This window comes from Streptomyces shaanxiensis (genome assembly GCF_039537145.1).
Classification (GTDB): domain Bacteria; phylum Actinomycetota; class Actinomycetes; order Streptomycetales; family Streptomycetaceae; genus Streptomyces; species Streptomyces shaanxiensis.
The window spans coordinates 498,782-524,819 of record NZ_BAAAZY010000003.1 but is presented as its reverse complement, the minus strand read 5'-3'; the positions used below and the strand labels follow the sequence as shown (position 1 = coordinate 524,819).

The following is a 26,038-nucleotide window of genomic DNA, read 5'->3' as shown; positions in this document are numbered from 1 at the left end:
ACGGACAACCCCATGGCGGACGGCACCCCACCGCCGGACCCCAGCGGCCCGGACGCGGTCGGCCCCGCCTCCGCCGTGCGGCCGTTCCTGGTCACCGCCGGCCGGGTGGCGGCAGGCGACGACGGGCGGTCGATGCCCGTCGAGACCCAGGTGGTGGCCACCGCCGAGGGGCTCGACGCGCTCGACCTGCTCGCCTTCGAACGGCACGACATCGTCGCCGTGTGCCGGCTGCCGCAGTCCCTCGCGGAGATCGCGGCCCGGCTGCGGCTGCACCTGAACGTGGTGCGCGTCCTCGCCGAGGATCTGCGCGACGCGGGGCAGTTGACGGTGCACGTGCCCGACTCCGACCTCGTTCACGACGCTTCCGTCCTGCGCAGGGTCATCGAGGGCCTGCGCGCCGTCCCCGACTCACGAGAGGTGCTCAGTGACACCGACTGAACCGGCCGCCGTCCCAGCCGCGCGGTCGGCCGCCGTACGACCGCCGCTGCCGGTGAAGATGGTGATATCGGGCGGCTTCGGCGTGGGCAAGACCACCACGGTCGGCTCGATATCCGAGATCGAACCGCTGACCACCGAGGCCGCCATCACGGAGGTCGCGGCGGGCGTGGACGACCTCACCCACACCCCGCGCAAGACCACGACCACCGTGGCCATGGACTTCGGCTGCCTCACCATCGACCCCACGCTGAAGCTGTATCTGTTCGGCACACCCGGCCAGGAGCGCTTCGGCTTCATGTGGGACGACATCGTCGAGGGCGCGGTCGGCGGGCTCGTCATCGTCGACACCCGCCGCCTCGACGACTGCTACGCCGCCGTCGACTACTTCGAGCACAAGGGCATCCCCTTCGCGGTCGCCGTCAACGCCTTCGACGGCAGGGTCGAGCACACCCTGGAGGAGGTCCGCTGGGCCCTCGACGTCACCGACGGCGTCCCGCTCCTGGTCTTCGACGCCCGCGAACGCGGCTCGGTACGGGACGCCCTGCTCGTCGTACTGGAACTGGCGCTGGCTCGCACGGGCGGATGACGCGAACGCCCTACCGCCGCACGCCCTACCGCCGCACGCCCTACAGCCGCACGCCCTACCGCCGAGCGGCTAACGCCGACGCACCCCCGGCGACACCGCGATCCGCCACACCGCCCAGAACACCGCGAGCGTGGCCAGCGCAAGGCCGGCGACCAGGGTCGCGCCGCCCACGACCTTCTCGTAGTCCTTCTGGTACAGGCCGTCGATGATGTACCGGCCGAGACCGCCGAAGCTGACGTACGCGGCGATGGTGGCCGTCGAGACGATCTGGATGGCCGCCGAGCGCAGGCCGCTGAGGATCAGCGGGAGGGCCACGGGCAGTTCGACCCGGAACAGGATCCCGGCCTCGGCCATGCCCATCCCGCGGGCGGCGTCCACCGGTGCGGGGTCGACGGAGCGCATCGCCTCGTTGGTGGTGACCAGGATGGGCGGGATGGCCAGCACGACCAAGGGGATCATCACGGGGGCGATGCCCAGGCCCAGCAGGATGAACATCAGCACCATCAGGCCGAAGCTGGGCAGCGCCCGGGCGGAGGTGGCGATGAGGCCGAGCGCATTGCCGCCCCGCCCGGTGTGGCCCGTGAGCAGGCCGATCGGCAGTCCGATGGCTCCGGCGACGACGAGCGCCATGAGGGTGTACTGGAGGTGCTCGGCGAGCCGCGTCGGGATGCCGTCGTAGCCCTGCCAGTGGGCGCTGTCGCTGAAGAAGGCGTTGATGAAGTTCAGGACGTTCACCGGGCGGCCTCCTTCGCGGCCGGCGTGCGCGAGGCCGTACGGGTGCCGCGGGGCATCCAGGGCGTCAGCAGCACTCGGAGGACGATCAGCAGGGCGTCCACGAGGATGGCGAGGACGGCCGTGCCCACCACGGAGAGCCACACCAGGCGCGGCTGGTTGAACCTCATACCGCTGTCGAGCAGGTTGCCGAGTGCTCCCTCGTTGCCGATCAGCATGCCGACGCTGACCAGGGAGATGCTCGACACGGACGCCACCCGCAGTCCGGCGAGGATCGCGGGCGCCGCGATCGGCAACTGCACCTGGACATAGCGTCGTACCGGCCCGAAGCCCATGGCGGTGGCGGCGGCCAGCGTCTCCTGCGGCACCGACCGCACGCCGTCCACGATGGCCGGGACGAGCACCACGAGGCTGTAGACGGCCAACGGGATCATCACCGTGAGCTCGCTCAGGCCGGTGTAGTCGATGAGGATGACGAAGAAGGCGAGCGACGGGATGGCGTACAGCACGGTCGTCACCCACAGCACCGGCGGGTACAGCCAGCGGAAGCGGACGCACAGCTGGGCCAGGGGCAGTGCCACGATCAGCCCGGCCAGCACCGGGAGCAGCGCCTCGCGCAGGTGCAGTAGGACGAGGTCGAGGTAGCTTCGCTCCAGGTAGCTGGGCATGTCGAAGAGTTCGTTCACGGCGCGACCTTCTGGGCCGTGTCGTCGGCACGCCGCTCCGCGTGCGCCCCTCGAATGGCCTCGCAGATCACCTGCTGCGAGACCACCCCGGCGACCCGTCCCTCGGCGTCCACGGCGACGGCCCATCCGGTCGGCGAGAGCACGGCGCAGTCGAGGGCGGCCCGCAGCGAGTCCGTACCGGCCACGAACGGGCGCCCGTACGGCAGCAGTCGGTCGGCCTCGATCTCTCCGGCGGTGAGGTCCCGCGGCTCGCTCCAGCCGAGCGGCTTGCCGTCGGGGTCGGTGACGAGGAGGTAGGGGACGTCGCCCGAGCCGGCGGCGGCGATCCGCTCCGCGGTGGCGTCCACGGCGACGATCGGCTCGGTCAGCAGCTCCAGGCCTGCCGAGGAGAAGAAGGACAGCCGCCGGATGCCGCGGTCGGCGCCGAGGAAGTCCTCCACGAACGCGTCGGCGGGGTGGGAGAGCAGCTCGGCGGGCGGGGCGTACTGGGCGAGCTTGCCGCCGGTGCGCATCACGGCGACCATCGTGCCGAGCTTGACGGCCTCGTCGATGTCATGGGTGACGAAGACGATGGTCTTGCCCAACTCCTCCTGGATACGCAGGAGTTCGTCCTGGAGCCCCTTGCGCACCACGGGGTCGACGGCCGAGAACGGCTCGTCCATCAGCAGCACCGGCGGGTCCGCCGCGAGCGCCCGCGCCACGCCGACGCGCTGCTGCTGGCCACCGGAGAGCTGGTACGGGTACCGCTTGGCGAGCGCCCCGTCGAGCCCCACCCGCTCCATCAGCTCCCGCGCCCGTGCCCGGGACTTCTCCTTGCCCCAGCCCAGCATGCGGGGCACGGTGGCGATGTTGTCGAGGATCGTGCGGTGCTGGAAGAGACCGGCGTTCTGGATGACGTAACCCATGGACCGGCGCAGGGTGTTGACGGGCTGCTGCCGGCTGTCCACGCCGTCGATGAGGATGGTGCCCTCGCTGGGCTCGACCATCCTGTTGATCATCCGCAGCGTGGTCGTCTTCCCGCAGCCCGACGGCCCCACGAGCACGGTGATCGAGCGGTCGGGAATCTCCAACGAGAGTTGGTCGACCGCCACCGTGCCGTCCGGATACCGCTTGGTGACTGAATCTATCCGTATCAAAACGCCGAATACCCTTCGGGTCTGGCAGATGTCGCCCGCTTTCGGACCACGGGCTCCGGGCCGTTGAGGGCAGAGTCTAGACCTCCTGTGTTGCGGGAATTCGCCCGGTGCGGGGCGCGGTCACTGTGCCCTGCCTGTGAGTCCGCTGATTCTCACTCTTCGCCAAGGGATGCCTCAGGGATCCCCCAGAAGCGCGCCCGATGGTCACTGCCATGACGACTCTCGCCCCCTCCCCCGCGCCCGTCCGGAGCACCGGTGCCCGCCGGTTGTTCACCGGCCCCCCGCAGGACCCCCGTTGGGCCCGCCCCGCGTTCTGGGCGATCCTGGTCCTGGCGACGGCTCTGTACGCCTGGAACCTGTCCTCCGTCACCGGCAACACCTTCTACAACGCGGCCGTCTACAGCGGCACCCAGAGCTGGAAGGCGTTCTTCTTCGGCGCGCTGGACGCCGGGAGCTTCATCACCGTCGACAAACCGCCCTTCGCGCTGTGGGTGATGGGTCTGTCCGCCCGCGTCCTCGGCTACGGCACCTGGCAGTTGATGCTGCCGATGGTCGCGGTGGGCGTCGGCTCGGTGGCGCTGCTGTACAGGATGGTCAAGCGGGACTTCGGGGTCGTCGCGGCGACGATCGCCGCGCTGGCGCTGACCCTCACCCCGATCACCGTCGCCATCAACCGGGACACCAACCCCGACCCGATTCTGGTCTTCCTGATGCTGCTCGGCGCGGCCGCGCTGATGAAGGCCGTGCGCACCGGGCGGATGATGCCGCTGGTGTGGTCGGGCGTCGCGATCGGGTTCGCGTTCAACACGAAGATGATGCAGGCGTACGTCGTCCTGCCCGCGTTCTTCCTGGTGTACCTGTGGGCCGCGAACGCCTCCCTGGGCCGGAGGATCCGCAATCTCGCCGTCGGCACGGTCGCGTTGGTGGCGAGCAGCGCCTGGTGGATGGTGGTCGTCGATCTGATCCCGGCCTCGTCGCGGCCGTACATCGGCGGGTCCACCGACAACACAGTCTGGGACCTGGTGATCGGCTACAACGGCTTCGGGCGGATCTTCGGGGCGAGTTCGTCGGTGGGCTCGCAGGGCAACGGCGCGAGCTTCGGCGGGGACGCCGGTCTGTACCGGATGTTCAACGAGATCATGGGCGGCCAGATCTCCTGGCTGATCCCGTTCGCGCTGATCGCTCTCGTCGGCGGTCTGGTGCTGCGTGGCCGAGTGCCCCGGACCGACGCCAAGCGGGCGGCGCTCATGCTCTGGGGCGGCTGGTTCGTCCTGCACTACCTGACCTTCGCCCTCGCCGAGGGCACGTTCCACCCGTACTACGTCACCGCCATGGCGCCGGGCATCGCGGCTCTGGCCGGTATCGGTGCCGTGATGCTGTACCGCGCGTTCGTGGAGGGGTCGGCGGCCAAGTGGGGCTGGGTGCTGCCGGGTTCGGTGGCCGTGAGCGCGGTGTGGGCGGTGGTGCTGCTGGAGCGGGTCTCCGGGTCGGGGACGCTGTACACCGTCGCCGAGATCGTGGTCGGGGTCGCGGGTGCGGTCGCCGTGCTCGGGCTGCTCGCGGGGCGGTTCCTGAAGCGGCGGCGACTGATCGGGGTCGCCGCGCTGGCGGCGGTCGTGGCCCTGCTGGCCGGGCCCGCCGCGTACTCGGTGTCGGCGGCGACGACCGCGAGCACCAACGGGACCAATCCGACGGCCGGTCCGAGCACCGGTGGCGGTATGGGCGGTGGCGGCGGCAGCATGGGAGGCGGTGAGCGGCCCAGTGGCGGTGCGCCGAGCGGTGCGGCGCCCAGCGGGAACACGTCCAACGGGAACACGTCCGGGAACGCCTCCGGCGAGACCGCACCGAGCGGTGACGGTCAGTCGGGCAGCAGCGGGCGGACCGGTGGCGGTGGCCAGGCGGGCGGCGGCACCCAGGTCGGCTCCGAGATGATCACGTATCTGAAGAAGAACCAGGACGGCGCCACCTGGCTGGTCGCGGTGGCCGCCGACCAGACGGCCTCCTCGATCATCCTGGAGTCCGGTGAGCCGGTGATCTCGATGGGCGGCTGGTCCGGCACCGACGAGGCGATGACCCTGGCCAAGCTCAAGAGCCTGGTGAAGGCGGGCACGTTGCACTACATCGTGATCAGCGACAGCGGTCAGGGCAGCACGAACTCCGAGATCGCGACCTGGGTCAAGAAGAACGGCACGGCGGTGAGCGACTACAGCGGGCTGTACCGCCTGGACGCCTCCGACGTCGGCTGACAGGGCGTCACTCGGGCACCGAGGCCAGCAGCTCCGCCAACCGCGGGGAGGTCTCGGTGCTCGTCGCCACCCGCACCGCCTCCTGGGGCCCGTCCTTCCACCAGTGCACGCCCACGATGCCGGTGAACGAACTGTCCTCGACGCCGTCCGGACCGAGCTTGCGGAAGGTCTCCACCATGGCCTGGGCCCACAGGCGCCGGACGACCGTGTGGAACACGAAGAGGCCGGGCGAGGTGAGGATGCCCACCAGCACCCCGTGCGGGGCCGGCCCCGCGACCAGTTCACGGAGCCGCAGCAGATGCCCCATTCCGAAGCCGCCGTCACCGGTGGCATACGTGATCGCCGGCCCCGGGGCGCCCACCTCGGCGGTCCGCAGCTCGACGGGTTCCGCGCGCACGTGGTCCAGCGCGTCGTCCCACAGCACCTCGGGATCCACGCCGATCGCCGTCGCCTCGCTGCGGGCGACGGCCCGTGTTCCCTCCGGTGCCCGGGCGCACAGCAGCGCCATCACCCCGTCCGACCATTGCCGGACCAGGACGCCGCTGAGGTCCCTGCCTTCGAGAGGGGTCACGAGGAGCGGCAGCAGGAGCGGGCGCAGGCGCTCCTCCTCGTTGCCGGCCCGCAGGAGCCGGGGTGCGCGCCCGGCCTGGAACACCAGCTCCCGCCGGATGCTCTTGACCCACACTCGGGGGTCGGGGTCACAGGTGCCGCTCAGCAGCGGGCCGACGTAGATGTCGACCCGGCGCCGGAAGTGCCCGGCCACGCGGATCCGGCCGGTGCGCCGCCAGTCCGTGTAGCCGCCGGAACCCAGTTCGTACAGCGCGCGTTGCAGACACCGCGCGCCGTCGGCCCAGTCCTCTGAACTCAGGTCGGCGTGCCACTGAGGGCCGCCCCGCCTCCGCGCGAACCACTTCATGTACCGCTCCCCCAGCTGCGCGGCCCAAAAGGCCGGCGACGGCACTCGCATGTCCCCAGGACATGATGCCGTCGCCGTGTCCGTCTCGTCAGCCGTGGAATCGGCCGTGATTACGCCGCCCGCGCCTGCGCCCGGGCCACCGGAAAGCCCTCCGTGCGGAAGACCCGCCGCTCCGCGTCCACCGCGAACACCTCGCAGCCCTCCCGCGAGGCGGCCCACTCGACGCCCTCCGCGCCCATCGCGAACGCGGCGGTCGCCACGGTGTCCGCGACGGTCAGGGAGGACGCCACGACGGAGAGGGACAGCAGCCCCGTCGCCGGACGTCCGGTGCGGCCGTCGACGATGTGGTCGCCGCGCTCGTAGCGCGCGGAGGTCGCGATCGCCCCGTCGGTGAGCTCGGCCACCGTGCACACCTTGTCGGCCTGCTCGGGGTGCCGTACCCCCACCCGCCAGGGCCCGCCGGAGGCCACCACGTCGCCCCCGGCGTTGAGGACGAAGCGCCGGGCTCCCGCCGCCTTCAGCAGCTCGGCGGCCCGCTGCACGGACCAGCCCTTCACCACCGCGCACGGGTCGAGCCCACGCCCGGGCAGCCGTACGTCGAACGCGCCGTCGGTGGCGATGCGGTACTCCTCGCACAGCCCCAGCACCTCGTCGAGGTCCGCGCTGACGTCGCCGCGCGCGATCTCACCGCGGTCCAGCCGGCAGACCTCGCTGTCGGCCTTGAAGGGGCTGAACCGGGCGTCGACCTCGCGCAGCCACGCGAACACGGCGTCCGCGGTCTGCTCGCCGACGTGCTCGTCGTCGACCCGCAGCGAGACCGGGAACCCCATGACGTGTTCGACTCGGTGCATGATCAGCCCTTCGCGTCGATCGCGGCCTGGAGGGACTCCTTGTAGCCGTCGCTGGTGATCGTCGCACCGGACACCGTGTCGATGTCCGCGCTCTGCGCCTCCAGCGTCTCCGCGACCAGCTTCGGCACCGCGGCCGTCGTCTGCGGGTGGTTCGGCTGCTGGAGCATCTTCACCGACGCGATCTTGTCGCCCTCGAAGGTCACCTGGACCTGCACCGGGCCCTTGTCGGTGTTGACCGTCGAGCCGTCGACCGTGTGTGCCGCCGACTCGGCGGACGCCGAGGTCGAGGGAGAGGCGGAGGACGAGGACGCCGACTCCGCGTTCGCGTCGATCGCGGCCTGGAGGGACTCCCTGTAGCCGTCGCTGGTGATCGTGGCGCCGGACACGGTGTCGATGTCCGCGCTCTGCGCCTCCAGCGTCTCCGCGACCAGCTTCGGCACCGCGGCCGTCGTCTGCGGGTGGTTCGGCTGCTGGAGCATCTTCACAGCCGTGATCTTGGTGCCCGCGAAGGTCACCTGGACCTGCACGGGGCCCTTGTCGGTCTGCACGGTCGAGCCCTTGACGACCGTGCCGCCGGAACCCGACGCGGCGGAGGAGGACGCCGAGGGCGTCGAGGCGGGCGTGGCGCTCTCGGCGACCGTGCCGAGGGACGGCTCGTAGAGCCAGACCGGGACCAGACCGGCGATGCTGAGGACCAGGACGGGTATTGCGCGCTTCACTGTGTCTTCCCTGTCCTTCTCAGCCGGCCAGGCTGAAACGCTCGAAGTGGACCTGCTGCTTGGGCACGCCCAGCTCGCGCAGGCTGCCGATGACCGCGTTCATCATGGGCGGCGGTCCGCAGAGGAACACGTCCCGGTCCGTGATGTCCGGAACGAGCCGCTGCAGTTCGGCGGGGGCCAGCTTGTCCGGCGTGACCGGGCCGGTCACCAGGTGCAGCTCGGCGCCCTTGGCGTGGGCCAGTTCCACCAGCTCGCCGTAGAGGACCGCGTCCCGGTCCGAGGCGACGCGGTAGATCACGACCGCATGGCCGTGCAGCTCCTCCAGCAGCGCCCGGATCGGGGTGACGCCGACGCCGCCGGCGATGAGCACGGCCTCGGGCCGGGTGCGGTGCAGCGCGGTGAAGGCGCCGTAGGGGCCCTCGGCGAAGACGCGCGTGCCGACCTTCATGTGCCGCAGGGCCGCCGAGCCGTCACCGGCCGCCTTGGCGGTGAGCCGCAGCTGGTTGCCGTCGGGCGCGGCCGACAGGGAGAAGGGGTTGGCCTGCCACCAGCGGTCCTTCGTCAGGAACCGCCACAGGAAGAACTGGCCGGCCCGGGCGGGCAGCTTGTCCAGGTCACGGCCGGTGATGTAGACGGAGACCACGTTGTCGGACTCGGGCACGACCGCCGAGACCCGGAACTGGTGGCGCCAGTTCCGCCACAGCGGCAGGACGAGACGGCCGACGAACACCGACGCGAGGGCGACGCCCCAGACCGCGTACCAGTAAGCCGTGGCGGCGGACGACGAGGTGAAGGACGTACCGACCGCGACCTGGTGCGTGAACGCCAGGACCACCGCGACGTAGGTGTACAGATGGATGAAGTGCCACGTCTCGTACGCCAGCCGGCGCCGCGCGAACCGGGCCGACACCACGCCGATCACGATGATGATCCCGAGCGCGACGACGGCGCGCAGCACGCCCTCGACCGTCTCGGCGAGGTCGATCAGCTGGTTCACCGGGTCCAGGGAGGACGACTCGGCGTAGCCGAAGGTGATGAACACGGCGTGCGCGAGAAGGGCCCACAGGACGCTGAAGCCGGTCCAGCGGTGCCAGGAGGTCAGCCGGTCCATGCCGATCCGGCGGTCCAGCCAGGGCAGCCGGGCCACCAGCAGCAGCTGGAACGCCATGAGCAGCGCGCCGAACAGGCCGGTGAGGCGGCCGAGCACGATGAGCGTGTTGGAGGCGAAGCCGGCGGCGAAGAAGAAGTAGAGCACCACGGCCACGTTCGCGGCGAGCACGGCGTACAGACCCGTGCGGGCGACCACCCTGGGGCGTATCGCCGTGGGGGGCGCAGGGGGCGATTGGACGGTCGTCACGGCGACAGCTCCTTGATCTCGTCTGTGGCTTCCGAGCTTGTCCGGAGGCAGCTGTCGAAAAGCTGTCGTTGTTCTTTCAAGTGTTTATCGATGTGGTCGCGGCCGCCTCCCCGCCCCCGAGGACCGCCGCCGGGTGCCGCAAGATGAACAGGTGGAGAAAGTACGCCTGCTGGTCGTGGACGACGACCCGCCCATCGCCGACCTCGTCGCGACGGTCGCCCGCTACGAGGGCTGGGAGGCGGTCACCGCGAACTCCGGTCAGGAGGCGCTGCGGCTGGCCGCCGAGTTCCACCCGGACATCGTGGTGCTGGACCTGATGCTGCCAGACCTGGACGGCTTCGGCGTCCTGGACCGGCTGCGCGCGGCCGGGACGATGGTGCCCGTGGTGTTCCTGACCGCCCGCGACGGGGTCGCCGACCGGGTGGCCGGGCTGACCCGCGGCGGTGACGACTACCTGGTCAAACCGTTCGCGGTGGAGGAGCTGATGGCCCGGCTGCGGACCGTCCTGCGACGCAGCTCGGGCCCCGGCTTCCAGCGTTCCGTCCTCCGGGTGGCGGACCTGATGATGGACGAGGACACCCGCGAGGTGCGCCGCGGCGACAAGCTGCTCACGCTCACGCCGACCGAGTACGAGGTGCTGCGCTATCTGATGCGCAAGTCACCGACCGTGCTCACCAAGGCGCAGATCCTCGACCATGTGTGGGAGTACGGCTTCGGCGGCCGCTCGAACGTCGTCGAGCTGGTCGTCAGCCGGCTGCGCCGCAAGCTCGACGACACCGGCACGCCGCTGATCCACACGGTGCGCGGCTTCGGGTACGTGATCCGGCAGGCGGCCGAGTGATCGGGCGGCTGCGGCGGACGTACGGCAGGCTCCGGCTGGGCACGAGGCTCGCGCTGGGTCTTGGCGGGCTGTCGCTGGTGGTGTTCGCCGTCGTGGGCACGGCCCTGACGACGTACATGCGCGACTATCTGTCGGCCCAGCTCGACACCCAGCTGGCACAGGGCCAGATCGCCCAGTCCAAGAGCATCGTCGACTACGGCACGCTGTCGGGGAAGAAGTACTACAGCTGGTTCTACGCCGTCTACGACGTGTCGGACGGCAAGCCCGTGCTGCGCAGGCCCGAGGACCCAGGCGACCTGCCGGCGGACGTCGACGATTTCACCTCCGTGGCGCAGGCGCAGACCGCCGCGGACACGGAGGTCCTGCGGACCCAGCACCTGAAGGGCAAGGGCGAGTACCGGCTGCGCGCCTGCGAGGTCGAGCCGGGCGTGGTCCTGGTCAGTGCCGCGCCCATGGACGACATCGAGGACACCGTGGGCCAGCTGATCACGATCCAGGTGGTCACCTTCGGGCTCGCGCTGCTCGCCCTCGTGGTGTTCGGGCGGGGGATGCTGCGGCGCGGCCTGCAGCCGCTCAGCGACATGGCGCACACGGCCCGCGACATCACCTCGCACGACCTGACGGACTCGGCGCGGCTGCCGATGCGGCACGACGGGCGCAGCGGCGGCCCGGAGGTCGAGGAGCTGCGCACCGCGTTCAACACGATGCTGGAGCACATCGACGACTCGCTCGCGGTGCGGGCGGAGGCCGAGCAGCGGCTGCGCCGCTTCGTGGCGGACGCCTCGCACGAGCTGCGGACCCCGCTGATGTCGGTCCGGGGCTATGCCGACCTCTTCCAGTACGCCGCCGCCAACGCCCCCGAGGAGCGGGAGAAGCACCTGGCGCGGCTGCGGGCGGAGGCCGCCCGGATGGGGTTCCTGCTGGACGACCTGCTGCTGCTCGCCCGCCTCGACGCCGCGGAGGTGGAGACGCCGCTGCGCCCGCAGGAGGCGGACCTGGTGGAGCTGGTCGAGCAGGCGGCGGACGCGTTCCGGGTCACCCACGCCGACCACTCACTGACGGTGGCCCCCGGCCCCGGCTCCGTGAAGCTGCGCCTCGATCCCCAGCGCATCCGCCAGGTCCTGGACAACCTGCTGACCAACGCGGCGATGCACACGCCGACCGGCACGCCGGTGTCCGTGGCGGTGTCGGTGGCGAACGGCACGGCACAGGTCCGGATCGCCGACGCCGGCCCCGGCATCCCGCCCGCCGACCGGGAACGGGTCTTCGACCGCTTCTACCGCGTCGACAAGGCCCGCAGCCGGGACCGGGGCGGGAGCGGGCTGGGGCTGGCGGTCGCGCAGTCACTGGTGCACGCCCACGGCGGCAGGATCGACATGACGAGCGAGCCGGGGGCGACGGTGTTCACGGTGACGATCCCGTTGGCGGTGGAGCGGAGCCCCTGGAATGGGAACGGGTAAGGGCGGCGGGGGCGAGAAACTCTCGGTCCCACTGACGGGTTGGTGAACACGGACACGGCAAGCTAAGGTAAGCCTTACCTAACCTGAAAGGTCGCCATGTCCGCTGCCACCTGCCCTGAGCCGACGCCCGCCGAGCGTGCCCGCTCGGTGCTCTCGGCGGCCGGCTCGCTGACCGTCACCACGCACGGCCACCGCGTCGAGCTGATCGGCCTGCACACCGTCGACGCCGCCGCCCGGCTGCTCCTGCAGAACCCGCCGGACGCACACCTGGCCGCCGAGCTCGCGATGGCGCCGCACGGCGATCTGGCCGCCCTCGTGGAGTTCACCGACATCGCCCCCGTCGCCGTACGCGACCGGGTGCGCGCCCGGCTGACGCTGGGCGGCTGGCTGACCGCGCTCGGCCCGAAGGCCCTGGTGTTCAACACCGCCCGGGCCGTGCTCACGGAGGACGACGGGACGACCACCATCGTCCTCGACGAGCTGACCCTGGCCTCGCCCGACCCGCTGGCCACCCACGAGGCGGAGATGCTGGCCCGGCTGGACGCGGCCCACGCCGACACCGTGGCCCCGCTCACCCGGCTGCTCCCGCCCCGGCTGCAGCTCGGCGCGAGCGACGTACGGCCGCTGCGACTCGACCGGCACGGCCTGGTGCTGCGCGTGGAGACACCGGACGCGCACCACGACGCCCGCCTGCCCTTCGCCGCCCAGGCCACCCACCCGGGAGAGGCGGTGCGCCAGTTCCACCTCCTGCTCGCCCGGGCCACCGCCCGTCCGCGCCGCCGACGCCTGCCGACCAGGTCGTAGGCGGCACCGCACCCCCATACCGCCGACCTCCGGGCCCCTGGCGCCGAGGCCTTCCCGTCTCCTCCGCGCACGCGCCCGGAGGTCGGCTCATGTTCGGCTCATGCCCGGGTCCCCGCCTCCAGGCGCTCCGTCGTCTCCATGAGGGAGACCGTGAACGGGTGCCGGGGCTCCGTCAGGACCTGTCGTGCCGGGCCCTGTTCGACCAGCTCGCCGGCGTCCAGTACGGCGATGCGGTGAGCCAGGCGGGCGGTGTCCAGGTCGTGGGTGATGAGGACCAGGGACAGCTCCTCGGCCTCGCCGACCAGACCCGCGAGGACGTCGAGGATGCCGCGCCGGGTGACCGTGTCCAGGCCTGAGGTGACCTCGTCGCAGATCAGCACCCTGGGACGGGCCAGCAGGGCGCGGGCGAGGGCGGCGCGCTGGAGTTCGCCGCCGGAGAGTTCGCCGGGGCGGCGGCGGGCGAGCCCCTCCGGCAGACCGAGGCGGTTCAGGGTCGCCAACGCCTCGTCCGTCGCCGCCCGTTCCTCGGCACCGCGCAGCCGCACCGCCGTGCGGGCCACCTGGTGCAGGACGGGACGGTGCTCGTCGAAGGCGGCGCGGGCGTCCTGGAAGACGTACTGCACGGCCGCGAGCTGGGCGCGGCTGCGGCGGCGCAGGCTGCGCGGGAGCGGGGCGCCGTCGAGCAGGATCTCTCCGTCGTGGTCGCGGTGGAGGCCCGCGAGGCAGCGGGCGAGCGTGGTCTTGCCGCTGCCCGAGCGGCCGACCACGGCCAGGCATTCGCCGGGGTGGAGTGCCAGCCGCGGGGCGTGCAGGACGGTGGTGCGGCGGTCGTGCACCGCGGTCAAGTCCCTTACTTCCAGGACTGGTTGCGCTGACCCGACGTCCGCCCCGCCCTGCGGCACCGCACGCTGTTCGTCGAGCAGGCGCCGGGTCCAATCGTGGCGCGGCGCCGTCCACAGCCGCTCCACCGGGCCCGACTCCACGACCCGGCCGGCGCGCATGACGAGGACCTCGTCGGCGAGGGCGCGGACGACGTCCAGATCGTGGCTGAGCAGCACGATCGCGATCCCGCGGGCCGCCACCGCCGCGAGCTGCTCGACGACCCGGCTCTTGGTCAACGCGTCCTGGCCGGTGGTGGGTTCGTCGGCGACGATGACGCGGGCGCCGAGCAGCAGGGCCTGGGCGAGGACGACGCGTTGCTGCTGGCCGCCGGAGAGCTGGTGCGGGTAGCGGCACAACAGGGCTTCGGCGTCCGGGAGTTGGGCGTCGGACAGGGCGCGCAGGACCAGTGCGCGGGCCGCCGTACGGCGCTGCGCGCGAGGCAGGTGGCGGACCTGGGGGCGGGCGATGTCGTCGAGGAGGGCGCTGACGCGGCGGGCCGGGTTGAGGACGGCGGCGGGGTGCTGGGGGATGTAGCCCACCGGGCCGTCGGAGCCCACCGGGCCGTCGACGGTGCGCCGTACCTCGCCCGTGACGCGGGCGCCGGGCGGGTACTCACCCAGCAGGGCGAGCCCCGTGGTGGTCTTGCCGCTGCCCGAGGCGCCGACGAGGGCGGTCACCTGTCCGGGCAGTACCCGCAGGCGCACCCCGTCGACGATCGCGCGGCCGTCCATCTCCACCCGCAGGTCACGGATCTCGGCCACGGAGTCCGTCACGTCGCTCACGGGCGTCGCCCCCTCTTGTCGGTCGGCTTCTTCTCCAACGCGGCGTCGAAGAGCAGGTTGGTGCCCATCGTCAGCGCCACGATCAGCAGCGCGGGCACCACCACGGCCCACGGCTGCACGAACAGGCCGGTGCGGTTGCGGTCGACCATGACCGCCCAGTCGGCGGCGTCCGGCGCGACGCCGACACCCAGGAACGCGGCCGTCGACACCAGGTAGAGCACGCCGGTCAGCCGGATACCGGCGTCGGCGGCGAGGGTGCGCAGCGTCGACCGGCCGACGTAGCCGACGGCGATCCGCCACCAGCTCTCCCCCTGCATGCGCAGCGCCTCGACCGCGGGGCGTGCGGCGGCCTCGCCCGCGGCCGCCCGTACGATCCGGGCCGCGTCGGGCACGTTCACCAGCGCCACGAGCAGCGCGAGCCCGACCGCTCCCGGCGAGAGCACGGAGGCCACCAGCAGGATCAGCAGCAGCGACGGCACGGCGAGCAGCACGTCCAGGGGCCGCATCAGCAGCTCCTCCAGCCACCGCACGCGGGTGAGCGCGCTCATGAGCGCGACCGGGACGGCGACGAGATAGGCGAGCGCGGTCGCGGCCAGGGCGGTGACGACGACCGTACGGCCGCCCAGCAGGACCTGCTGCCAGACGTCGCGTCCCACGAAGTCGGTGCCGAGCCAGTGGTCGCCGCCGAGGGTGAAGGAGGTGGCCCGGGGGCCGGGTTCCGCGGTGAGCAGCGGTCCGAGCAGGGCGAGGACGAGGGGGACGACGATGACGCCGAGGCCGAGCGCGAAACGGCGATGCGTGGTCATGCGGCCACCCCCGCGCGAGGAGTGAGCCGGTGGGCCACCAGGTCGGCGCCGAGGTTCAGTACGACCGTCAGCACGCCGAACACCACGGCCAGCCCCTGCACCACCGGTACGTCCCGTTCGGCGACCGCGTTGAGGAGGACCGTGCCCAGGCCCGGGATCACGAAGAGGGCCTCCACGACGATCACGCCGCACAGCAACCAGTCGACGGTGCGGGCGAGTTGCTGCACGGCCGGGGCGAGGGCGTTCGGCAGGGCGTGCGTGTAGCGGACACGGGCGCCGGGGACGCCGTAGCGGCGGGCGTGGGCGGCGTAGGGGGAGGCGAGGGCGTCGACCATGCCGGCCCGCACCAGGCGGGACAGGGAGCACACCGGGCGGGAGAGCAGGACCAGCACCGGCAGGACCAGTGCCGCCGGATGGGCGAGCAGGTCCGTGCCGTAGCCGAGAGCCGTCGGCGGCAGCCACGCCAGCTTGATGGCGAGGACCGTCACCAGCAGTACCCCGAGGGCGAACTCGGGGACCGCGTACACGGCCAGCGTCACCGAGCTGACCAGCCGGTCGACGAGCCGCCCCTCGTGACGGGCGGCGAGCACACCGAGGCCGAAGCCGATCGGGATCAGGAGGGCGAGGGTGAGCGTGGCGAGCAGCAGCGTCGGGCCGAAGCCGTCGGCGAGGTACTGGGCGACCGGGCGGCCGGAGGTCAGGGAGGTGCCGAAGTCGCCGTGCAGCAGGCCCGTCGCCCAGTCGGCCAGCCGCTCGTACGCCGGCCGGTCCAGGTCCATGGCCTCGCGGATCGCCGCGATGCGCGCCGGGTCCGGCTGGTCGCCCGCGAGAGCGACCGCGGCGTCGCCCGGCAGCGCCTCGGTGAGCGCGGAGACCAGCAGCACGACGGCCAAGGTCTGCGCGACACCGAGGAGCAGCCGCCGGGCGACGAAGGAGCGAAGTCCGCTCACGCGAGCCACACCTTGTCGAAGCGGGCCCAGTCGAGGGTGTTGGCGGGCGCCTTGGTCTCCACTCCCTTCACCGTGCGGGCGGTTCCGATGATCCAGTCGGCGAAGCCCCAGATGAGGAAGCCGCCCTCGGTGTACAGCCGGCGCTGCATCCGCTCGTAGACGGCGGCCCGTTCGGTCTTGTCGCGGGTGGACTGGGCCTGCTCGTACAGGGCGTCGAAGTCCTTGTGCTGCCACTTGGTGGCGTTGGTGGTGGAGCCGGTGAGCAGGCGCTGCGAGATGTGGGCCTCGATGGGCATGGCGCCGGAGCGGTAGCAGGACAGGGTGCCGCCGTCGAGGATGTCGCTCCAGTAGGAGTCCTTGCTGCCCATCTTCACGTCGATCGTGACGCCCGCCTTGGCGGCCTGGTCGCGGAAGATGCCGGCGGCCTCGGTGAACCCGGCGGCGACGGCCGAGGTGTCCAGGGTGACCTTGAGCTTCTCGGCACCGGCCTGCTTGAGCAGGGCGCGGGCCCTGTCGAGGTCCTGCTCGCGCTGCGGCAGGTCGGCGGCGTAGTACTCGTATCCCTTGCCGAACAGGTCGTTGCCGACCTCGCCCGCGCCGGACAGCGCGCCGTCGACGAGTTCCTGCCGGTCGGCGATCAGGAAGAAGGCCTCGCGGACCCGCTTGTCGTCGAAGGGCGCCCGGTCGGTCTTCATGCAGAAGGCCTGCATGGCGCTGTTGCGCAGCCGCACGATCTCGATCTGGCCCTTGCCCTCGTGCGCGCGGGCGGTGGTCGGGTTGAGCTCGTGCGCGTACTCGACCTGGCCGCCGAGGAGCGCGTTGACGCGGGCGGACTCCTCGTTGGCGACGACGAACTCGATCTCGTCGAGGAGCGGGGCGCCGTCCCAGTGGTCGTCGTAGCGGCGGAAGACGGCGGAACGGCCGGGCGAGAAGGACACGAACCGGAAGGGGCCGGAGCCGATGGGCTTGGCGTCGAACTCGGTGGCGTTCTCGGGGACGATGTACGCGCCGAACGCGGCCAGGATGTTGGGGAATTCGGCGGTGGGCCGCTTGAGGACGAACTCGATGGACCGCTCGCCGGTGGCACGGCTGGCGTCGAGGTCGATGGGCTCCAGGGACGCCTTGGCGCGGAAGGCCTGCTTGGGGTCGGCGATCCGGCGGTAGCTGTAGAGGACGTCCTTGGCGGTGACCGGCTTTCCGTCGTGGAAGGTCGCCTGACGCAGCGTCACCTGCCAGCGGTCCAACCCCTTGTTGGACTCCCACTTCTCGGCGAGGCGGGGCTCGGCGGAGAGGTCGGCGCCGTAGTCGGCGAGCTTGTCGAAGAGGGCCTTGGCGCGGGCGACGTCCGCGAAGAGGTTGGCCAGGTGCGGGTCGAGGGTCTCGCTCGCACCACCGCCGGCGAACGCGGCACGCAGCCGTCCGCCGCGCTTCGGGGTGCCGGAGCCACCGGCTGCCTTGTCGTCCGTGCCGCCGCCGCAGCCGACGAGGGCGAGGGCGGCGGCGCCCGTGGTGGCGGCGAGGAAGCCGCGACGGCGCAGGCCGGGGAAACGTTCGTCATGCATGGGTGAGTGATCCTTCGGGTCAGAGGGTGTGGCGGCGGCGTGCGACGAGGTGCAGCCGGTCGGCGTCGGTGGCGGTACCGGGCAACTCGCCCTCCCGCCAAGGGGGTTCGGTGCGCGGGCCGGGGCCGTCGTGAAGTTCGAGCACCTCGAAGCCGTGCGCGGCGAGGAGGTGACGCAGCTCCTGCGGGAACAGCAGCCGCCAGGCGGAGCGCTGTTCGACGGGCGGCGATCCGTCGTCGGCCGTCCATACGCGGGTACGGCGCAGAAGCTGCGCCGTGCGGTCGACGGTCAGCGTCGTGGTCGACCGGTAGGCGGTGCCGTGCCAGGTGAAGGCGTTGACGGACGGGGCGTCCAGGAGGTCCGTACGGCCGAGGAAGTACGCCCCGTTGCGCATCTCCGCGACCAGCAGCCCGCCCGGCGCGAGGGCGTGGCGGCAGGAGGCGAGGAAGCCGTCGAGCTGGTCGTTGGTGTGGCAGTACAGCAGGGAGCTGTCCAGGCAGACGACCGCGTCGAAGGCGTCCCGGCCCAGGTCCCGCACGTCGAAGCCGTGCAGGTCGGCCCTGACGTACGCCGGGCCCGGGTGGTGGGCGCGGGCGTGGGCCAGCATCGCCTCGGACAGGTCGGCGCCGGTCACCGTACGGCCGGCGGCGTGCAGGTGGGCGGCGTCGCGGCCGGTGCCGCAGCCCATGTCCAGGACGCGCGGCCCGGCGCCGTGGCGGCGCAGGCAGTCCTCGGCCCAGCGCCCGGCGAGCCGGTCGAGGTCGGGGAAGCGGGCCTCGTACAGGGCGGGGTTGTCGGTGAGGAGGTTGCGGCCGGCGTGCGGGGCGCCGCTGACGGAGTTGCCGGTCCCGCCAGGGCGGACGTCGCCGATGCCGGTGCTCCCACCCGGACCGCCGGCATCGAGGCCACCGTCCCCGCCCGCTGCCGCGATGGTCCGGCCGGACTCCCGCTCGCACCGCGCGGCGGCCCCGTATCGGCCTGCGTCTGCCCACTCGCCCGGGGGCACGACCGCCATGTCCGGCTCGCAGCCGACGGGCTCGGTGGTGACGGCACCTGAACCTCCGTCGGCCTCTTCGCCGCCGACCGCGTGCGGATACACCTCTCCGCCCCGCGTCGCGCTCACGCCGAACTCCTCTCTCCGGCCTGCACGGGAGCCGCCGGTGCCGGATCGGCCGGCAGCGCCCCGCGTCGATGCAGCCACGCCACCCCGGCCGCCGAGGCCAGCCCGAACACGGTGCAGCACACCCACGGCAGCCACGCGCGGCCGTCGCTCTCCCCGGCGTCCATGGCCCAGCCCACGACGGTGTTCCCGACGGCGGCGGCGACGCCCGAGACGACGTAGAAGATCCCGAAGTACGTGCCGGTCAGCTCGGACCGCCCGAAGCGGGGGATCAGCTCCATCACGAACGGCGAGGCGATCATGACGCCCAGGTAGAGCAGCAGCGCGCCGAGCAGCACGGGTACGGCGTCGAGCCAGCCGGCGGTTCCCGCGCCCGCCACCAGGGCCGGCGGCAGGAAGGCCAGCCCCATCAGCGCGAGCCCGGCCGCGATCCAACCCGCCCTGTGGCCCCGGGACTTGAGGCTCCGCGTGATTCTCAGCTGCAGCGCCAGGTTGGTGACCGTACCGACGAGGAAGACGATACCCGCCGCCCCGTCCCAGCCGGTGGCCGCACGGGCGCCGTCGGGCAGCAGCAGATAGAGCTGGTTCTCCAGGGTGAACATGCCGACCATGGCGAGCGCGAAAGCCACGAAGGCGCGGTTGCCGAGCACCTCGCGCCAGTCCCCGAGGACACCGCTCCCGCTGGGTTCGACCTTCCGCGCGGGCAGGACCAGTGCCTGCGCCACGGTGAGCACCGCGAAGATCCCGGCGGCGGTCAGCGCGGACGTACGGAAGTCGACGAGGAGCAGCGCGCTGCCGAGCAGCGGCCCGATGAGCGCGCCGGTCGTCGCGAAGACGTTGAAGAGCGCGAACGCCTCCGCCTTGCGCTCCCCCGACTCCTGTGCGAGATACGCCCGCACGGCCGGGTTGAACAGCGCCCCCGCGAGCCCGCTCAGCACGGACGCGGCGAGCAGCACCGGCAGCCCGTCGCCCAGCGCGAACAGCCCGAACCCGACGGTCCGCAGCGCACACCCGGCGATGATGACGCCCCGCGCCCCGAGCCGGTCCGACGCCGAGCCGCCGATGATGAACAGCCCCTGCTGACTGAGGTTGCGCACACCGAGGACGATCCCGACGACCGCCGCCGACATGCCGAGGTTCTCGCCGAGGTGGGTGGCGAGGTAAGGGATGAGCAGGTAGAAGCCGGTGTTGACGCCGAGCTGGTTGACCAGCAGCAGCTGGACGGCGACAGGGAAGCCGCGCATCTCACGCCACGTCTTCATGTGCCGTCACCTCCTCGACGCCCAGCCCCGGACGGGCACTTGCGCGTACGAAGCCGTCGGCGCCGCCGATCCCGTGCCACGGGTCGTGGGCGAGCAGCAGATGTCCGTCGAGGTCGGTCCAGCGGGCGCGGTCGGCCAGCTGGACGGCGGGCGCCAGACCGAGGGTGCTGGCGGTGAGGCAGCCCAGCATCAGCTCGGTCCCGCTGCCCTCGATCGACTCGGCGATGCGCAGGGCCGCGTGGACGCCGCCGCACTTGGCGAGCTTGACGTTGACACCGTGGACGCGCCCGGCCAGGCGCCGCGCGTCGTCCAGGGAGACGGCGTCCTCGTCGGCGATGACGGGCAGCGGCGACCGCTCGGCGAGGGCGCCCAGCGCGTCCGGGTCGCCGGGCGCGAGGGGCTGCTCGACGGCTTCGACGCCGAGGTCGGCGAAGCGCGGCAGCAGGGCCGCGGCCTGTGTCGTGCTCCAGGCTCCGTTGGGGTCGAGCAGCAGCCGGACCCGGGGAGCGGCGTCGCGGATGACCCGTACGCGTTCGACGTCGTCCTCGGGGTCGGGGGTGCCCGCCTTGACCTTGACGACGTCGAAGCCGCTCGCGGCCAGGCGCCGGGCCTCGGCGGCCGCGCGGGTCGGCGAGGTGATGCCGATGGTGCGCGCGGTGGCGGCCACGGGGGGCACCGGCGCGCCAAGGAGACGGTGGACGGGGACACCCGCGCGCTTGCCGACGAGGTCGAGGAGCGCGGACTCGACGGCGGCGGTGACGGCGGGAGGCGTATCGGCTGCCTCCGATGCCAACTCCCCTGCTCGCAGGGCCTCCAGGGCACGCTCCGGATCGGCGAATCGCCTCAGGTTCACGTCCGCCAGCAGCCGTACCAGCGTCTCGGCGTCGAGCCCGTAGTACACGCTGCTGACGGCTTCGCCGTACCCGGACAGCCCCTCGTGCTCGAGGCGGAGCCACACGGCCTCGCGTGCGGACATGGTGGATCGGGAGATGCGCAGCGGCTCGGCGAGTTCGAGACGTACGGTGCGCAGGTGGGCCTTCACTGTGTCCTTCCGAGAGAGAGCGGATCGGCGACCCGGGTGCACCGCGCCCACCCGCTCGCCTCGGCGGCGTACGGGTGCGGTATCTCCACGGGCCGGGTGGCGGCACCGGCCAGGTCGAGGCCGTGGGCGGCGAGGAAGTCGTCGTCGTAGACGGTGCCGAGATAGCGGTGCGGCCCGTCGGGGAAGACGGTGGCGACGACCGCACCCGGGTGCACACAGGCCGCCCAGGCGGCGACCCGCGCGACGGCGCCGGTGCTCCAGCCGCCGCTGACGAAGCTGCCCCGGGCGAGCCGTCGGCAGCTGTCCACGGCCTCGGCGGGACCGATCCAGTGGACCTCGTCGAAGGCGTCGTAGGCGACGTTGCGCGGGTGGATGCTGCTGCCGAGGCCGCGCATCAGGCGGGGCCGGGCGGGCTGGCCGAAGATGGTGGAGCCGGTGGCGTCGACGCCGATGAGCCGCAGCGCGGGCCAGCGCCGGCGCAGCGGGGCGATGACGCCCGCGCTGTGGCCGCCGGTGCCGACGCTGCACACCAGGATGTCCAAGTGGTCGAGCTGGGCGCCGAGTTCGGCGGCGAGGGAGGCGTATCCGACCGTGTTGTCGGGGTTGTTGTACTGGTCGGGCCAGTAGGCGTCGGGCAGTTCGGCGAGCAGTTCGCGCAGCCGGCCGAGCCGGGCGGCCTGCCAGCCGCCCTGTGGTGCCGGGCGGTCGACGAGCTCCAGACGGACGCCGTGTGCGCGCAGCAACTGCCGCATGGACGGCTCCAGTTCGCTGTCGCCGACCAGGACGACGGGATGGCCGAGGGCCTGTCCGGCGAAGGCGAGCCCGATGCCGAGCGTGCCGGACGTGGACTCCACCACCGGGGCGCCGGGCCGCAGTTCACCGCGCTCGCGCGCACCCAGCAGCATCGAGACGGCGGCCCGCGCCTTCATTCCGCCCGCGGCGAGCCCTTCGAGCTTGGCCCAGAAACCGGGGTGGGGGTGCGGCAGTTCGCTGGTGACGCGGACGACGGGGGTACGGCCGAGCAGGGCGAGCAACTCGGGGCGCGCGGCGGGCGGGCGTACGGCGGTGGTGGTGGTCGTGACGGTCACTGCACACCCCCGGGACAGCGGTACCGGTGGACGACGCCGGGCCCGCCGTCGAGCCAGAAGAAGGGGTACGGCTCCGCGCACACCGCGCTCACGCCGTGCCCGAGGAATCGGGGCAGTACCGCGCTGCCGGTCTGCGCGAACATCACCAGCTGCTTGCCGTGCCGCAGGGCGTGCTCGCGCAGCGGCTCGAAGCTGCCGTTGCCCAGGGTCATCCCGGACACGAGCAGCGCGTCACAGCTCCCGGCGGCGGCGAGCGCGTCGGCGACCACGGGTTCGCCCCATTCGGTCACCCCGCCCTTGAGGTCGCAGGGCACATAGCCGAGCCCGCGCGAACGCAGCGCTTCCAGAAGTGAGTTGACGACCCCCACCACCAGAACGGTCGAACCGGCCGGCAGGTCGAGCAGCTCCACGACCGCCTTCGCCCGCGCCGTGGACTTCCCCAGCGACGACCCGGCGGGCAGCGCGACCGGCAGCGCCCCGTGGTCCGGCGTGTGCGGGGTGACGTGCATCAGGTAGGCGTCGAGGGCGGCCACCCGCACCGCGGCCAGCGGATGGTCGAGGAGCCGTGCGACATCGGCGCCGACGCAGTCGTCGAGCGCGCTGTCGGGCAGCTCCCCCGGCTCGACGGCACACGATCCGACGGCCTCGGCGAGGCGGAGGCTGAGGACCTCGTTGCGGTAGCCGGTGCCGCGCCCGTCGTGCCGTACGGCCTGGCGGGTGGTGAAGGCGACGGCGACGCGCTGAGTGTGCGGGTCGGGGCCGAGGGCGCCTTCGCGGACGCGGGCGACGAGTTCGTCGTACGTCCGGCAGGGCGCCGTCGACGAGGCGCTGACGGCGGTCATCGGATCACCAGCCCCGCGCGGAGCCCGGCCAGCAGGCCCTCGACGCGGTCGCGGGCGCCGAGGCCGTCGGGGTCACCGGCCATGACATGACCGAGGTACTCGTTGTTGCTGCCCGCCGCCTTCACGGTCTTGCCGGGCTCGGCGAGCTGCACCTCCAACACGCCTGGTTCGTCGGTGAGTTGTCCGGCGTCGAGTGCCTCGAGCGTGCCCGCGCGGTCCGGGACCAGGAAGCCGATGGCGGCGCTGCGCAGCCCGGTGTCGGCGCGCCTGAGGTCCGGCTCGCGGCCGAGGGCGACGTCCACGAAGGCGGCGGCGAGGTCGATGCCGGTGACATGGCGGACCAGCTCGGTGATGCGGTTGCCGGCGGGCCGGGGGTTGACCTCGACGAGGCGCGGCCCGGCGGAGGTCAGCTTGATCTCGGTGTGCGCCACGACCCCGTCCGTCAGCCCCAGGGCCTTCAGGGCGCCGAGCGCGGTCTGCTCGACGGCGTCGATGTCGGCGAGCGGCAGTGCGGCGGGGAACATGTGGCCGGTCTCGATGAAGGCGGGCGCTCCGCCGATGCTCTTGTCGGTGACGCCGACCAGGTGCACGGCTCCCCCGTGCGACACGGTCTCGACGCTGACCTCGGGGCCGTCGAGGAGCTCTTCGAGGAGGACGGCGGGGGTGCGCCGCTGTCCCCGGGCGTTGACCGGGAAGTCGGCCAACGCGCGGAAGACCTCCGCCAGTTGGGCCTCGTCGTCGACGCGCCGCACATACATGCCCGCGCACAGGTCGACCGGCTTGGCGACGACCGGGTAGCCGATCTCCTTCGCGGCCCGCGCGAGGTCGGCCCACTCCTCGTGCACCGCGAAACGCGGTCCGGGCAGGCCCGCGTCGGCGAGGACACGGCGGGTGGCGTCCTTGCGGCAGGCGTTCTCCACCGCCTCGGGGCCGGGGCCCGGCAGCCCGAGGTGTCCGGCGATGCGGGCCACCGTCGGCAGGTAGTAGTCGCAGGAGGTGATCACCCCGTCGAAGCCCAGGACCGAGTGCAGCCGCTCCACTTCGGGCAGCAGGGCGTCGAGGTCGTTGGTGTCGGCCGTGATCACGTTGCGGGCACCGAGCAGCGGATGCGCCACCCCCTCGGGCGCCGAGCGCAGGTAGTGATGCAGGTCACGGGTGAGGAAGGTGAACTCGTGTCCGCCCTCCCGGATCGCACGTGGCAGCAGCCTGCTCATCGACCCGACCCAGCTCTCTACCACCAGCAGATGAGCCACAACTCCCCTTTTCGTGCCGCGAGTTCAGACGTCAGGGCAGCCCGGGACACCCCTCGACGGGAGGGGTGCCGGACTTGACACGCACACGTTATCGATAATCATTTTCATTTGCTACCCCGTTCTTACCCAGCTGCCTCTGCCGCCTTCGGAGCGACCTCTTGTCCTTCCCGCCCCGCCCCACCGCCCTGCTGTGCGCCCTCGCGGCCGCGGCCGCCCTGCTCCCCACGGCCACGGCCACGCCCGCCCGCGCGTCGACCTCCCTCACCTTCGGCCCCTGCCCGGACTCCGTACCGGCCCCGCCCGCACCGGACCGCGTGGAGTGCGGGCGCCTCACGGTCCCGCTCGACTGGAACGACCCGGCCGACCGGCGCATCGAGATCGCCGTCTCCCGCGTCCCCGCCTCCGGCACCCCGGCCGAGCGCCGCGGCGTCCTGCTGGTGAACCCCGGCGGCCCGGGCGGCTCCGGGCTCCCCTACGCGGTGACCAAGCGCGCCAAACTCCCCGCGAGCGTGCGGCGTTCGTACGACGTCATAGGCTTCGACCCGCGCGGCGTGGGCCGCAGCACCCCGGTGGACTGCGGCCCGATGGGCGGCCTGTTCACCGCTCCGGGCACGGACCCGGTACCGACGACCCCGCGGGCCGAGCGGACGTACCTCACCTCGCTGCGCCGCATGGCCGACGACTGCGCGGCGGGCGCGGGAACGGACATGCTGCCGTATCTGTCCACCGAACAGACGGCGTACGACATGGACGCGATCCGCGCCGCGCTGGGCGAACCGCGGACGAACTTCCTCGGTGTCTCGTACGGCAGTTACCTGGGCGCGGCCTACGCGGCACGCTTCCCGCACCGGGTCGGCCGCATGGTGCTGGACAGCGTGGTCGGCCCCTGGGACTGGTACGACTTCGACGTCGTCCAGAGCCGTGCGATGCTGCGCGCCCGCGACACCTTCTTCGCCTGGACGGCCGCGCACGCGGAGCGCTTCGGACTCGGCGACGGCACGGACGCCGTACGACGCTCGTACCTGCGCGTACGCCACGGCCTCGCCGCCCGCCCGGTGAACGGCTTCGGCCCGGCGGAGTTCGACCGCGCCGTCTACCGTGCCCTGGGCCGCACCGAGCGCTGGTCGGGCCTCGCCGACGGACTGCACACCTACCTGACCGACGGCAGCCCCGACGGCCTGCGCCCCGCGTCCGCCTTCGACAGCCCTCAGACCCGCAACTACGAGGCGGCCAACCGGATCGTGAAGTGCGCGGACGGCCCGGGGCCGACCCCGCGCGAGATCCTGGCGGACATCCACCGCACCCGCCACCTCGACCCGCAGCCGATCCTGACCGGCATGGAGGCATCGGCCTGCGCGTACTGGCACCACCGCCCCCACCACCGCACACCCCTGGGCAGCCCGGCCGCCCCGCCGGTCCTGCTGGTCGCGTCCGCGCACGACCCGGTGACGCCGATCGAGGGCGCCCGGCAACTGCGGAAGGTACTGCCCGGTTCCCGGCTCGTGGTCCTCGACGACGACTACTCCCACGGGGTGTTCGCCAGCCGGGGGAACGCGTGCGTGGACGGGGCGATGGCGGCGTATCTCGTGGACGGGGTGGTGCCGGGGGCGGATGTGCGGTGTGCGGGGCCGGGGTTGCCGGGGACGTCGTGACCCCGGTCAGCGATATTCAGCCCGT

At 72.5% G+C, this 26,038-nt stretch carries 24 protein-coding genes; 7 read left to right on the top strand and 17 right to left on the bottom strand.

The window, feature by feature from the left end:
* Positions 1–12: 12 nt before the first annotated feature.
* Both ABD932_RS04380 and ABD932_RS04375 read left to right on the top strand, forming a co-directional pair.
* Positions 13–438 (top strand): DUF742 domain-containing protein, encoded by a 426-nt coding sequence (locus ABD932_RS04380; RefSeq protein WP_345008732.1) that lies wholly within the window; start codon positions 13–15, stop codon positions 436–438.
* The gene (locus ABD932_RS04375) at positions 425–1,024 is read left to right on the top strand and encodes a GTP-binding protein (RefSeq protein WP_345008731.1); all 600 of its coding nucleotides are present in this window, start codon (positions 425–427) and stop codon (positions 1,022–1,024) included. The genes ABD932_RS04380 and ABD932_RS04375 overlap by 14 nt, the downstream gene beginning before the upstream one ends.
* Positions 1,025–1,093: 69 nt before the next feature.
* Here the strand turns inward: ABD932_RS04375 and ABD932_RS04370 are convergent, their stop codons facing one another.
* The 3 genes from ABD932_RS04370 to ABD932_RS04360 are packed head-to-tail and all read right to left on the bottom strand — an operon-like array spanning position 1,094 to position 3,578.
* The gene (locus ABD932_RS04370) at positions 1,094–1,759 is read right to left on the bottom strand and encodes an ABC transporter permease (protein ID WP_345008730.1); all 666 of its coding nucleotides are present in this window, start codon (positions 1,757–1,759) and stop codon (positions 1,094–1,096) included.
* Entirely contained in the window at positions 1,756–2,442 is a 687-nt protein-coding gene (locus ABD932_RS04365) for an ABC transporter permease (protein ID WP_345008729.1), read from the bottom strand. Before ABD932_RS04365 ends, ABD932_RS04370 begins: the two co-directional genes overlap by 4 nt.
* Entirely contained in the window at positions 2,439–3,578 is a 1,140-nt protein-coding gene (locus tag ABD932_RS04360; protein WP_345008728.1) for an ABC transporter ATP-binding protein, read from the bottom strand. The genes ABD932_RS04365 and ABD932_RS04360 overlap by 4 nt, the downstream gene beginning before the upstream one ends.
* Positions 3,579–3,790: 212 nt before the next feature.
* On the opposite strand from ABD932_RS04360, the gene ABD932_RS04355 reads away from it, so the two are divergent.
* Positions 3,791–5,824 carry an ArnT family glycosyltransferase gene (locus ABD932_RS04355; RefSeq protein WP_345008727.1) on the top strand — a complete coding sequence of 678 codons (2,034 nt, stop codon included), beginning with the start codon at positions 3,791–3,793 and terminating at the stop codon, positions 5,822–5,824.
* Positions 5,825–5,831: 7 nt separating this feature from the next.
* Here the strand turns inward: ABD932_RS04355 and ABD932_RS04350 are convergent, their stop codons facing one another.
* From ABD932_RS04350 to ABD932_RS04335, 4 genes are all read right to left on the bottom strand, one after another.
* Entirely contained in the window at positions 5,832–6,740 is a 909-nt protein-coding gene (locus ABD932_RS04350) for a hypothetical protein (RefSeq protein WP_345008726.1), read from the bottom strand.
* A gap of 110 nt (positions 6,741–6,850) precedes the next feature.
* On the bottom strand, positions 6,851–7,591 hold the full coding sequence (locus ABD932_RS04345; RefSeq protein ID WP_345008725.1) for an FAD:protein FMN transferase: 741 nt from the start codon (positions 7,589–7,591) through the stop codon (positions 6,851–6,853).
* Between the two features lie 2 nt (positions 7,592–7,593).
* Entirely contained in the window at positions 7,594–8,310 is a 717-nt protein-coding gene (locus ABD932_RS04340) for an FMN-binding protein (RefSeq protein ID WP_345008724.1), read from the bottom strand.
* A gap of 19 nt (positions 8,311–8,329) precedes the next feature.
* On the bottom strand, positions 8,330–9,667 hold the full coding sequence (locus tag ABD932_RS04335; RefSeq protein ID WP_345008723.1) for a ferredoxin reductase family protein: 1,338 nt from the start codon (positions 9,665–9,667) through the stop codon (positions 8,330–8,332).
* 151 nt (positions 9,668–9,818) lie between these two features.
* Here ABD932_RS04335 and ABD932_RS04330 point away from each other — a divergent pair, with 151 nt between their 5' ends.
* From ABD932_RS04330 to ABD932_RS04320, 3 genes are all read left to right on the top strand, one after another.
* Entirely contained in the window at positions 9,819–10,508 is a 690-nt protein-coding gene (locus ABD932_RS04330; RefSeq protein ID WP_345008722.1) for a response regulator transcription factor, read from the top strand.
* The gene (locus ABD932_RS04325) at positions 10,505–11,968 is read left to right on the top strand and encodes a sensor histidine kinase (protein ID WP_345008721.1); all 1,464 of its coding nucleotides are present in this window, start codon (positions 10,505–10,507) and stop codon (positions 11,966–11,968) included. Before ABD932_RS04330 ends, ABD932_RS04325 begins: the two co-directional genes overlap by 4 nt.
* Before the next feature lie 96 nt (positions 11,969–12,064).
* Positions 12,065–12,772, top strand: coding sequence for a DUF2470 domain-containing protein (locus tag ABD932_RS04320; protein ID WP_345008720.1), 708 nt, complete (start codon positions 12,065–12,067; stop codon positions 12,770–12,772).
* 98 nt (positions 12,773–12,870) lie between these two features.
* Here ABD932_RS04320 and ABD932_RS04315 read toward each other — a convergent pair whose 3' ends face one another.
* From ABD932_RS04315 to ABD932_RS04270, 10 genes are all read right to left on the bottom strand, one after another.
* Positions 12,871–14,385 (bottom strand): ABC transporter ATP-binding protein, encoded by a 1,515-nt coding sequence (locus ABD932_RS04315; protein WP_345008760.1) that lies wholly within the window; start codon positions 14,383–14,385, stop codon positions 12,871–12,873.
* 47 nt (positions 14,386–14,432) lie between these two features.
* Entirely contained in the window at positions 14,433–15,242 is an 810-nt protein-coding gene (locus tag ABD932_RS04310) for an ABC transporter permease (protein ID WP_345008719.1), read from the bottom strand.
* Positions 15,239–16,192, bottom strand: a complete 954-nt coding sequence (locus ABD932_RS04305) for an ABC transporter permease (RefSeq protein WP_345008718.1) — start codon at positions 16,190–16,192, stop codon at positions 15,239–15,241. The genes ABD932_RS04310 and ABD932_RS04305 overlap by 4 nt, the downstream gene beginning before the upstream one ends.
* Positions 16,189–17,754 (bottom strand): ABC transporter substrate-binding protein, encoded by a 1,566-nt coding sequence (locus ABD932_RS04300; RefSeq protein ID WP_345008717.1) that lies wholly within the window; start codon positions 17,752–17,754, stop codon positions 16,189–16,191. Before ABD932_RS04300 ends, ABD932_RS04305 begins: the two co-directional genes overlap by 4 nt.
* Positions 17,755–17,773: 19 nt before the next feature.
* Positions 17,774–18,538 (bottom strand): class I SAM-dependent DNA methyltransferase, encoded by a 765-nt coding sequence (locus tag ABD932_RS04295; RefSeq protein WP_345008759.1) that lies wholly within the window; start codon positions 18,536–18,538, stop codon positions 17,774–17,776.
* A 335-nt stretch (positions 18,539–18,873) separates the two neighbouring features.
* A complete protein-coding gene (locus ABD932_RS04290; RefSeq protein WP_345008716.1) occupies positions 18,874–20,136 on the bottom strand; it encodes an MFS transporter in 1,263 nt (420 codons plus the stop codon).
* Positions 20,120–21,178 carry a dipeptide epimerase gene (locus tag ABD932_RS04285; protein WP_345008715.1) on the bottom strand — a complete coding sequence of 353 codons (1,059 nt, stop codon included), beginning with the start codon at positions 21,176–21,178 and terminating at the stop codon, positions 20,120–20,122. Before ABD932_RS04285 ends, ABD932_RS04290 begins: the two co-directional genes overlap by 17 nt.
* Entirely contained in the window at positions 21,175–22,266 is a 1,092-nt protein-coding gene (locus ABD932_RS04280) for a PLP-dependent cysteine synthase family protein (RefSeq protein ID WP_345008714.1), read from the bottom strand. The genes ABD932_RS04285 and ABD932_RS04280 overlap by 4 nt, the downstream gene beginning before the upstream one ends.
* The gene (locus ABD932_RS04275; protein WP_345008713.1) at positions 22,263–23,108 is read right to left on the bottom strand and encodes a Rossmann-like domain-containing protein; all 846 of its coding nucleotides are present in this window, start codon (positions 23,106–23,108) and stop codon (positions 22,263–22,265) included. The genes ABD932_RS04280 and ABD932_RS04275 overlap by 4 nt, the downstream gene beginning before the upstream one ends.
* A complete protein-coding gene (locus tag ABD932_RS04270; RefSeq protein WP_345008712.1) occupies positions 23,105–24,361 on the bottom strand; it encodes an ATP-grasp domain-containing protein in 1,257 nt (418 codons plus the stop codon). Before ABD932_RS04270 ends, ABD932_RS04275 begins: the two co-directional genes overlap by 4 nt.
* A 158-nt stretch (positions 24,362–24,519) precedes the next feature.
* Here ABD932_RS04270 and ABD932_RS04265 point away from each other — a divergent pair, with 158 nt between their 5' ends.
* Positions 24,520–26,013 (top strand): alpha/beta fold hydrolase, encoded by a 1,494-nt coding sequence (locus ABD932_RS04265; protein ID WP_345008711.1) that lies wholly within the window; start codon positions 24,520–24,522, stop codon positions 26,011–26,013.
* The last annotated feature ends 25 nt before the right edge of the window (positions 26,014–26,038 follow it).